This window comes from Streptomyces sp. NPDC051776 (genome assembly GCF_040681345.1).
In the GTDB taxonomy this organism is placed as follows: Bacteria; Actinomycetota; Actinomycetes; order Streptomycetales; family Streptomycetaceae; genus Streptomyces.
In genome coordinates, this window is record NZ_JBFAYQ010000061.1 from 13,774 (window position 1) to 24,175 (window position 10,402).

The following is a 10,402-nucleotide window of genomic DNA, read 5'->3' on the forward strand; positions in this document are numbered from 1 at the left end:
CGGTTCGGGCGTCACTGGGGTTGTCGGTGGGGGCGTCAGCGTGGTTGCCGGTTCGGGCGTCACTGGGGTTGTCGGTGGGGGCGTCAGCGTGGTTGTCGGTTCGGGCGTCACTGGGGTTGTCGGTCCCGCCGCCACCGTGGTTGCCGGTTCGGGCGTCACTGGGGTTGTCGGTCCCGCCGTCAGCGTGGTTGCCGGTTCGGGCGTCACTGGGGTTGTCGGTGGGGGCGTCAGCGTGGTTGCCGGTTCGGGCGTCACTGGGGTTGTCGGTGGGGGCGTCAGCGTGGTTGTCGGTTCGGGCGTCACTGGGGTTGTCGGTCCCGCCGCCACCGTGGTTGCCGGTTCGGGCGTCACTGGGGTTGTCGGTGGGGGCGTCAGCGTGGTTGCCGGTTCGGGCGTCACTGGGGTTGTCGGTGGGGGCGTCAGCGTGGTTGTCGGTTCGGGCGTCACCGGGGTCGTTGGTCCCGGCGTCAGCGTGGTGGTCGAGCCCGGCGTCACCGCGGTCCCCCGGCTGCCCGTCACCGCGGTCACCGCCCTGTGCCTTCTCTGCCGACACCTCCGCCGGCCGTCCCGCCGTGGCCGAATCGGATCCTGCGCCAGTGTCCGGGCGTGACGGCCCGCCAGAGGTGCCGGCCCCCTCTGGGCTTCCCGCACTCTGCTGCTCGGCCGTCTCTCTTTGGTCGCGTATCACCAGTCACCGCCCGGAAGATGGTGGCATGGCCGGGCCCCGGAGGAAGGCATCAGGGGTGCATTTCGAGGGCGGGCGAAGCGGAAGCGGCGCCCCCGCTCGGCTCCGTGCGCCCCACGCTGGGACCGGCGAAGGCCGGAAACCGTCCTGTCGGTCCCGTACGGCACCATGGGCTGAGTGAGTCCCGAGAGCGCGCCCGTCGAGCCCCTGCCCGAGTACGCGGAACGGGTGCTGGACGTCGCCGAGCACATCCCGCCCGGCCGGGTGATGACGTACGGGGACGTGGCCGAATGGCTGGGTGACGGCGGCCCCCGTCAGGTGGGCCGTGTGATGTCCCTGTACGGCGGCGCCGTGCCCTGGTGGCGTGTCGTCCGCTCCGACGGGGCGCTCCTGCCCGGTCACGAACAGGAGGCCCTCGCCCACTACCGCGCCGAGGGCACACCGCTGCGCGCGGCCTCGCGCACCGCAGCGGGCCATATGCCGAAGATCGACATGGCACGGGCCCGCTGGGATGGCGGCGCGGGGGGCGGCGCCGCGGGCGATCCGGGTGTCACCGGCAATGCGGACGAAGGGGCTCATATCTGACAGCTTCCGCCATGTGACGGCAGAAGACGTGATCCACAGCTCCCTTTCAGTATTCGCCCTGGTGCCGGCGCGGCGGGGGCCATGACCGGTGGGGGACGCGCCCCCGGGGAGATGCGGGACGGAGGTTGGCCGGCCGTGGCGACCACGGGGACGACGCGCTGCGGTCCGCGGCTCCGAGGGCGTAGCGTCATGAGCCCGCACCACGGAGGCCTCGCATCTCGCAAGGATCACGAAAACCACGGAATCCACGTACCCCACATCGTTCACGGAAGCCCCGGAGTCCACGGACTCCACGGAACCATCACCAGTAACACGCCCAACCAGTAACACGCACGCACGCAGCACAGCACACCCACCAGGACCGGCGAACCACGTGAGCTCCTCCACCCCGACCACTTCGGCGCACCGGCAGGCACGAGAACCGGCCACCGGGGCGTACCGACTGGTGCGCACGCCCCCGGAGCCGACCGGTCCTCCTGTTCTGGACGCACGGCAGCGCGCGGTGGTTGACCATCCTGGCGGCCCATTGCTCGTCCTCGCTGGTCCGGGCACGGGCAAGACGACCACGCTCGTGGAGGCGGTTGCCGAACGGGTCACCAAGGGCACCGACCCCGAGCGGATCCTCGTCCTCACCTTCAGCCGCAAGGCAGCGGTCGAACTGCGCGACCGGATGGCGGCCCGGCTGGGCGGCACCCACAGCCCGCAGGCCACCACTTTCCACTCGTACTGCTACGCGCTGGTCCGCGCCCACCAGGACGTGGAGCTGTTCGTGGATCCGCTCCGGCTCCTCTCGGGCCCGGAGCAGGACCTGGTGGTCCGTGAACTGCTCGCCGGGCAGGCCGAACTGGCCGAGCAGGGACGCGCGGCGGTCCGCTGGCCCGACGAGCTCCGCGCCTGTCTGACCACGCGGGGCTTCGCCGACGAGGTCCGCGCCGTGCTGGCGCGCAGTCGCGAACTGGGCCTCGGGCCCGGTTCGCTTGGCGCCTTCGCACGCAGGACCGGGCGGCCCGACTGGGAAGCGGCGGCCTCCTTCCTCGCCGAGTATCTGGACGTGCTGGACGCCCAAGGGGTCCTGGACTACGCGGAACTGGTGCATCGCGCCGTGCTGTTGGCGGGCCGCCCGGAGGTCGCGGCCGAACTGACGGCACGTTACGACGCGGTGTTCGTCGACGAGTACCAGGACATCGACGTCGCACAGGTCCGCCTGCTGCACGCGCTGGCGAGCGGCGGACGTACGCTCGTCGCCTTCGGTGACCCGGACCAGTCCGTCTACGCGTTCCGCGGCGCCGACGTGAACGGCATCCTCGACTTCCCCCACGCCTTCCCGAAGGCCGACGGCACCCCCGCGGACGTGGAGGTGCTCGGCACCTCGCGCCGTTCCGGCGCCGTGCTCCTGGAAGCCACCCGCCGCGTCACACGCAGGATGCCGCTCAGCCGCCTCCCGGCCGAAGCCGTACGCGCACACCGGGACTTGACGGCCGTGCGGGAGGGGGGGCGCGTCGAGGTGTACACCTGTCCGACGGCCGGCGCCGAACTGGACACGATCGCCGACATCCTCCGGCGCGCGCATCTGGAGGACGGCGTGCCCTGGGAGGAGATGGCGGTCATCGTCCGCGCGGGGGGCCGTACGATCCCGGGCGTCCGGCGTGCCCTGACCGCCGCGGGCGTCCCTCTTGACATCGACGGTGACGACCTCCCGCTGCGACACGAACCTGCAGCCGCACCGCTGTTGACGGCCCTGCGGGTGGCGGCCAGAGCGGCGGCGCGGGCGCTCGCCCCGTCGGTCCTGTCGGTCCCGTCGGACCCGGCGGACCCCTCGTCGTCGGACCCGTCGGCCCGGTCGGACCCGTCGGCCCGGTCGGACCAGGCGGACCCGTCTGACTCGGCGGACCCGTCGGACTCGGCTGGGCACTTCGCGGACGGTACGGGAAGCCCGGAACTCGCGGCGGACGACGGTGAGGCGCCGCACACCACGGGCGCCGCACCGCAAGCGGACGGGGCGCACGAGGCGGAATGGGTGGACCGGGCGGGCGCGCCCCGCCCCGACGCCAATGCGAACGGTATGTCCGAACCGTTCATCGACACCGAGACAGCGGTCGAACTGCTCACCTCACCCCTCGGCGCGATGGACAGCACCGATCTGCGGCGCCTCGGGCGGGCGTTGAGGGAGGAGGAGCGGGCCGCGGGGCGCACCGTGCCCCGTCCGTCGGACGTGCTCGTCGCCGAGGCGCTCGCCGAACCCGAGCGGCTCACGGCGCACGACCCGGCGTACGCGCGCGGGGCGCAGCGCCTCGGGCGTCTGCTGCGTGAGACGCGGGAAGCGCTGGCCCGCGGCGCCACTGCCGAGGAAGCCCTGTGGCGGCTCTGGGACGGCACGTCCTGGCCGCAGCGGCTCGAACGTGCCGCCCGCCGCGGCGGGGCCGCGGGCCGCAACGCCGACCGCGATCTCGACGCCGTCTGCGCCCTCTTCGAGACAGCGGCCCGCGCCGAGGAGCGCACCGGCGGCCGTGGTGCCCTCAACTTCCTGGAGGAGCTCGAAGCCCACGACATCGCCGCCGACACCCTCACGCGACGGGCCGTGCGCCCCGACGCCGTACGCCTGATGACCGCGCACCGCTCCAAGGGCCTGGAGTGGCGGCTCGTCGTCGTCGCGGGCGTTCAGGAGGGGCTGTGGCCCGATCTGCGGCGGCGCGGTTCGCTGCTCGAAGCCGACCGCATCGGCAGGGACGGCATCGCCGAACCCCTCACGCCCGGTGCGCTCCTGGCCGAGGAGCGGAGGCTGTTCTACGTCGCCGCCACGCGTGCGCGGGACCGGCTCGTCATCACCGCCGTCAGGGCGGCAGCGGAGGACGGTGACCAGCCTTCCCGCTTCCTCACCGAACTCGGCGTCGAACCGGCCGGAACAGCGCACCGTTCACGCCGCCCGCTCTCCGTCGCAGCGCTCGTCGCGGAACTGCGCGCCACCACCGTCGACCCGGCCGCCTCTCCCGCACTCCGTGACGCGGCGGCCCACCGGCTGGCCCGGCTCGCGGCGCTGCGCGACGACACCGACCAGCCGCTCGTACCGGCCGCGCACCCGCACCGCTGGTGGGGCCTGTACGAGCCGACACACAGCGACGTCCCGTTGCGCGACCCGACCCGCCCCGTCGCGCTCTCCGGCAGCGCTCTGGACCAACTCGCGGGCACCTGCTCGCTCCAGTGGTTCCTCGGGCGCGAGGTGAAGGCGGACGCGCCGGCGACCGCGGCCCAGGGGTTCGGCAACGTCGTGCATGTGCTGGCCGACGAGGTCGCCTCCGGACGGACGCCCGCGGACCTGGCCGTCCTGATGGAGCGGCTGGACTCCGTCTGGGACGCCCTCGCCTTCGACGCGCCCTGGAAGTCGCGGCAGGAGAAGGACAACGCGCGTGCCGCCCTCGAACGCTTCCTCCGCTGGCACGTCATGGACCGCGGAGGCCGGTCGCCGGTCGCCACGGAGCACGACTTCGACGTCACCCTGGAAGCGGGTGCGTACGAGGTACGGATCCGCGGCAGCATGGACCGGGTCGAGGAGGACGGGCGGGGCCGAGCCTACGTCGTCGACTTCAAGACCGGCAGGACCAGGCCGACCGGGCCGGAGGTCGCCCGCCACCCACAGCTTGCCGTGTACCAACTCGCCGTACGGGCCGGGGCGGTGGACGACGCCTTCGGGGGGCGCGCCGTCGAGCCCGGAGGCGCGGAGCTGGTCCATCTGCGCCTGGGCGCACCACGGAAGGACGGCGGCGACCGGGTACCCGTGGTCCAGTCGCAGGAACCGCCTCCCGAGGTGTCCGCCGACGCTTCGGGAGCGGCGGAGGACGCCGGATGGATCGGGGAACTCCTGGCCACGGCGGCAGGGCGCGTCCTGGACGAGCGGTTCGCGCCGAGCCCCGGCCAGCACTGCCGTCACTGTGCGTTCCGCAACTCCTGTACGGCGAAGGCGGAGGGGCGTCACATCGTGGAGTGACGGCCGGTCAATCGCGGAGTGACGGTCCGGTCAATCGCGGAGTGACGGCGGGCTGCGGTACGGCAGTCGCCGTGCTGCGGCCGTACCGGGTGCCGGTCGCGTGTGGTGCGGTGCTGATTGGTGCGGTCGGGCATGGTGCGGTGATGTGTACGGGGATTGCGCCTGGTGCGGGTTGCCGCGCCGCGGTGAGCGGGGCGAGCGGCGGGGCGTGGCCCGCCTGGCGCCTCGGCTGTCAGTGGCGCCGACTAGCCTCACTTGCGTGGCATCCCGTATCACCGAACCCGAGCAGCTCAAGGAACTCCTCGGCATCCCCTTCACCCGCGAGCAGATGTCCTGTATCACCGCGCCGCCCGCCCCCCAGGTGATCGTGGCGGGAGCGGGTTCGGGGAAGACGACGGTGATGGCGGCGCGGGTCGTATGGCTCGTTGGCACCGGCCGGGTCGCGCCGGACAAGGTGCTCGGACTCACCTTCACCAACAAGGCCGCGGGCGAGTTGTCCGAGCGTGTTCGCAAGGCACTCGTCGAAGCCGGAGTGGCCCCCGCGGACGGCCAAGGCGCCGTCCCGGCCCCGGATTCCGGGCCCGGACCGTCGGGCGCGCACGCGGCGCCGGCCCCGTCCGGCGAACCCGGCGCGACCGGTGCAGCGGGCGCCCCTGCCGTCTGCGGGGACACGACCGGTGAGCCGCGGATCTCCACGTACCACGCGTTCGCGGGACAGCTCCTGAAGGACCATGGCCTGCGCATGGGGCTCGAACCCAGCGCGCGGCTGCTTGCCGACGCCACCCGCTTCCAGCTCGCAGCGCGCGTCCTGCGGACTGCCCCCGGCCCGTATCCGGCGCTCACCAAGTCCCTGCCCGGACTGGTCGACGACCTGCTCGCGCTCGACGCCGAACTGGCCGAACACCTCGTCCCCACCGATCGCTTGAGGGCGTACGACACCGGGCTCCTGGAGTTCCTGGAAGAGATCCGCCTGTCCAACGCGGAGCTGCGGAAGGCTCCGGAGGCCGCCCGCACGCGGCTCGAACTGCTGGAGCTGGTCGGCGCGTACCGCGAGGAGAAGAAGCGCCGCGATCTGCTCGACTTCGGCGACCAGATCGCGCTGGCCGCGACGCTCGCACGCACGCAACCCGAGGTCGGTGGCATCCTGCGCGAGGAGTTCGCTGTCGTCCTCCTCGACGAATACCAGGACACCTCCGTCGCACAGCGGTTGCTGCTCGCCGCACTCTTCGGCGACAGCACCGGCCATCCAGTCACGGCGGTGGGCGACCCCTGCCAGGCCATCTACGGCTGGCGCGGTGCCTCCGTCGCCAATCTCGACGACTTCCCCGCCCACTTCCCGCACGCCGACGGCACTCCGGCGCGCCGCTTCGCACTCAGCGAGAACCGCAGGAGCGGCGGACGTCTGCTCGACCTGGCCAACCGGCTGGCCGCACCGCTGCGTTCGCTGCACGAGGGCGTGGAGGCCCTTCGCCCGGCCGAGGGCGCCGAGCGCGAAGGCACCGTCCGCTGCGCCCTCCTGCCCACCCACACCGAGGAGTTGGCGTGGTTGGCCGATTCCATCGCCCACCTGGTCCGCACAGGCACACCACCCGGGGAGATCGCCGTCCTGTGCCGTACGGCAGGCGACTTCGCGGAGATCCAGGGCGCGCTGGTGGAACGCGATGTCCCGGTCGAGGTGGTCGGCCTCTCCGGACTGCTGCACCTCCCGGAGGTAGCGGACCTGGTGGCCGTGTGCGAGGTACTGCAGGACCCGACGGCCAACGCGGCGCTGGTCAGGCTTCTCATCGGGCCGCGCTGGCGCATCGGCCCGCGGGACTTGGCGCTGCTGGGCCGCCGCGCGCGTACGCTCGTACGCCGGACAGCTTCCGACGACGAGACGGACCCCGACCGGCGGCTCGCGGGGGCCGTCGAGGGCACCGACCCGGCCGAGGTCGTCTCGCTCGCGGACGCGCTCGACACCTTCCTGGTGGCAGAAGGGGTGGAGGACGGTCTGCCGTTCTCCGCGGAGGCCAGGGTCCGCTTCGCGCGCCTCGCGGCCGAGCTGCGCGATCTGCGGCGCTCGCTTGCCGACCCCCTCATGGACGTGCTCCACCGTGTGCTGGCCACCACGGGACTCGAGGTCGAGCTGTCCGCGTCTCCACAGGCCCTGGCCGCCCGCCGCCGCGAGACGTTGCGCAACTTCCTTGATGTGGCGGCGGGTTTCGCCGCCCTGGACGGCGAGGCCACCCTGCTCGCCTTCCTCGGCTTTCTGCGAACGGCCGCCCAGCACGAGAAGGGACTGGACAACGCCCTGCCCGGCGGCGACAACACGGTGAAGGTGCTGACCGCGCACAAGTCGAAGGGCCTGGAGTGGGACGTGGTCGCCGTCCCCGGACTCATCGGCCGCCACTTCCCGAGCGAGCAGGCGCGCGAGTCCTGGACCTCCAACGCCAAGGTGCTGCCGCACGCGCTGCGCGGGGACGCGGCCACGCTCCCGGACGTGGGGGAGTGGGACGGAGCGGGCATGGCGGCCTACAAAGCGGCCATGAAGGACCATCAGGCGACCGAGGAACTGCGCCTGGGCTATGTGACGTTCACCCGCCCGCGCTCGCGGCTCCTGGGGTCGGGTCACTGGTGGGGACCGGCCCAGAAGAAGCCGCGGGGCCCGTCCGTTTTCCTGGAGGCTCTGCGCGAACACTGCGAACAGGGGCACGGGGAAATCGAGCTCTGGGCCGACGAGCCGGGAGAGGGCGAGGAGAACCCGTCCCTGAAGGCATCGGCGGCCGCCGACCAGGCCTGGCCTCTGCCCTTGGATCCCACGGCCCTCGCCTTGCGCCGCCGAGCCGCGGAGGCGGTCCTTGCGCACCTGGACGAGCTGTTGACGACGGCGGACGGGACCGCCTCGTCAGTGGGGGCTGCAACCGGGGCGGGGGCTGAATCGTCGGTGGGGGCTGCCCCTACGGTGGTGGCTGCACCCGGGGTGGGGACTGCCCCGGCATACGACCCGGACTGGCCTCCGCCGCCGGAGGCGGAAGGAGTCCCTGAGGGCGGACTCTGGGCGGGGGGCCAGTGCGAGGAGGCGAGTGACGAGAGCGGAACTGGTCCCGATGGCTGGGACACCTGGGCGCGGCCGCGGCCGTCGTCGCCGACGGCGGCGCCCCGGGTGCCCGGACCGGTGACGGCGGAGGGAACGGAGCCCGCAACGGCGGTGGCGGCCGGGTCCGCAACGGCGGTGGCGGCCGGGTCCACAACGGCGGGAGCGGCCGGGTCCACAACGGAAAAGGCGGGCGGGACCGCGTCCGCCTCGCGTCCGGAACGCGCTTCCGCGGTCGGTCCGGAACCCGCTGCCGCGCCCCATTCGGAACCCGCTTCCGACTCCGGTCCGGAACCTGCAGCCGCGTCAGCCACGCGGCCCTCGGCGTCCTTGGCCGAACTCGAAGGGAACACTCCGGCACTGACACCCGAGGAGGCGCGGGCCGTCGCCTCGTGGGACCGGGATCTCGAAGCACTCACCGGCGAGCTGCGACGGTCCCGGGCGACCGTCCGGGACGTGCCCCTGCCGCAGTCGCTGACCGCGTCGCAACTGCTGCGCCTCGCGGACGACCAGGACGCTTTTGCTCGGGAGCTCGCCCGGCCCATGCCGCGGCCGCCGCAACCTGCCGCGCGCCGTGGCACGCGCTTCCACGCGTGGGTGGAGTCGCGCTTCGAGGAGCTGCCGCTGCCGCTGCTCGGCCCCGACGAACTGCCGGGTGGCGCGGACGACATCTTCGGGGACGGGACAGCGGACCTCGTGGGCGCGGCGGACATCGCGGACGAGCGCGACCTGGCCGCACTCAAGGAGGCCTTCGAGCGCACCCCGTATGCCCGTAGGACCCCGTACCGCGTGGAGGCGCCATTCCAACTCTCGCTCGCCGGGCGGGTGATCCGCGGCCGCATCGACGCGGTGTACCGCGCGGACGGGGCGGACGGGGCGGACGGGGCGGACGGGGCGGACGGCGGAGACGCGTACGAGATCGTCGACTGGAAGACCGGACGCGGCCGGTCCGCCGACCCGCTCCAGCTCGCGGTCTACCGCCTCGCTTGGGCCGAACAGCACGACCTGCCGCTCTCGGCCGTGACGGCGGCGTTCCTCCATGTCCGCACCGGCGAGATCGTGCACCCGCCCGACCTCCCGGACCGCGAGGCCCTGGAACGCATCCTCCTGGGGGCCGCCTGACGTCCACGGGGGTTCCGCCGCCGAGGTACGGCTCGGCCGGTGGCAGTCGCCGCGGACGTGACCGGCATTCCGCGACGGCTGCCTTCGCGGCCACGAGCATGACCGGCAGCGTGCAGATCCCGCCTCGCGCGCTCGGCGCGCCCGCCCCCGCGCTCGGTTGTCCGACCCGTCGTGCCCGCGCCTGAGGGGCCCGCGGTTGCGCGCTCGTGCCCGCGCACCCGTCCGCTCCCCACCCCCACGTCACCACCCCCGCGTCACCGGCTCCGGTGGGCACGACTTCGCGACGAGCTGGACCACCGGCGTGCTCATCCCGCGCGCCTGGCGTCCCTGGGTCCGGTGGCCGCGCCTGGCCTTCACTCCAGGCGTCCCCCTCCGCGCCCGGCGTGCGCTCGCATGGCGCTCGCGCCCACGGACCGCCGCGTGCCCGCCCTGCTACCCCTCGCAAGGCGTCCCCGGCCCGCCCCGCGTCCCCCGTCCCCGCGCCGGCTGCCCGCGTTCCCGCGCCTGGCGCCCTGCCCCCGTCCCCGCCCGCGTCCCCGCTCCAGGCTTCCCCGCGCCCGATATCCCCGCGCCTGGGGGAAGCCCGTGCCCGTCCCTGCGCCCCCGTGCCCGTCCCTGCGCCCCCGTACCCGTCCCTGCGCCCCCGTGCCGTCGCCCGCTCGCATGGCGCTCGCGCCCACGGACCGCCGAATGGCCGCCCTGCTACCCCTCGCAAGGCGTCCCCGGCCCGCCCCGCGTCCCCCTGCCCCCCGTCCCCGCGTCTGGCGCGCTGTCCGCGTTCCCGCTCCAGGTGTCCCCGCGTTCGTGCCCGTGCCAGGTGCTCCCGCGCCTGGGGCAGCCCTCGCCAGCCCCTGCATTCCCCCCGTTATCTTCTTCGCGGTTCCGCAAGGGGACCGCCGGCCTCCGGGTCCGGCATGGCTGTTGCCCCCTGTCGATGGGATGACCTGGGGGGTGG

Annotated in this window: 3 protein-coding genes and 1 pseudogene; 3 read left to right on the plus strand and 1 reads right to left on the minus strand. The window is 73.6% G+C overall.

The window, feature by feature from the left end; genetic code table 11:
• Positions 1–553 (minus strand): annotated as a pseudogene (locus AB0M26_RS28760) (hypothetical protein); the annotation flags it as partial.
• Between the two features lie 309 nt (positions 554–862).
• On the opposite strand from AB0M26_RS28760, the gene AB0M26_RS28765 reads away from it, so the two are divergent.
• The 3 genes from AB0M26_RS28765 (at position 863) to AB0M26_RS28775 (ending at position 9,447) form a co-directional block, all read left to right on the plus strand.
• Positions 863–1,270, plus strand: coding sequence for an MGMT family protein (locus AB0M26_RS28765; protein ID WP_365265471.1), 408 nt, complete (start codon positions 863–865; stop codon positions 1,268–1,270).
• A gap of 373 nt (positions 1,271–1,643) precedes the next feature.
• The gene (locus AB0M26_RS28770) at positions 1,644–5,252 is read left to right on the plus strand and encodes an ATP-dependent DNA helicase (RefSeq protein ID WP_365265473.1); all 3,609 of its coding nucleotides are present in this window, start codon (positions 1,644–1,646) and stop codon (positions 5,250–5,252) included.
• 259 nt (positions 5,253–5,511) lie between these two features.
• Positions 5,512–9,447 carry a UvrD-helicase domain-containing protein gene (locus tag AB0M26_RS28775; protein WP_365265475.1) on the plus strand — a complete coding sequence of 1,312 codons (3,936 nt, stop codon included), beginning with the start codon at positions 5,512–5,514 and terminating at the stop codon, positions 9,445–9,447.
• Positions 9,448–10,402: the final 955 nt, after the last annotated feature.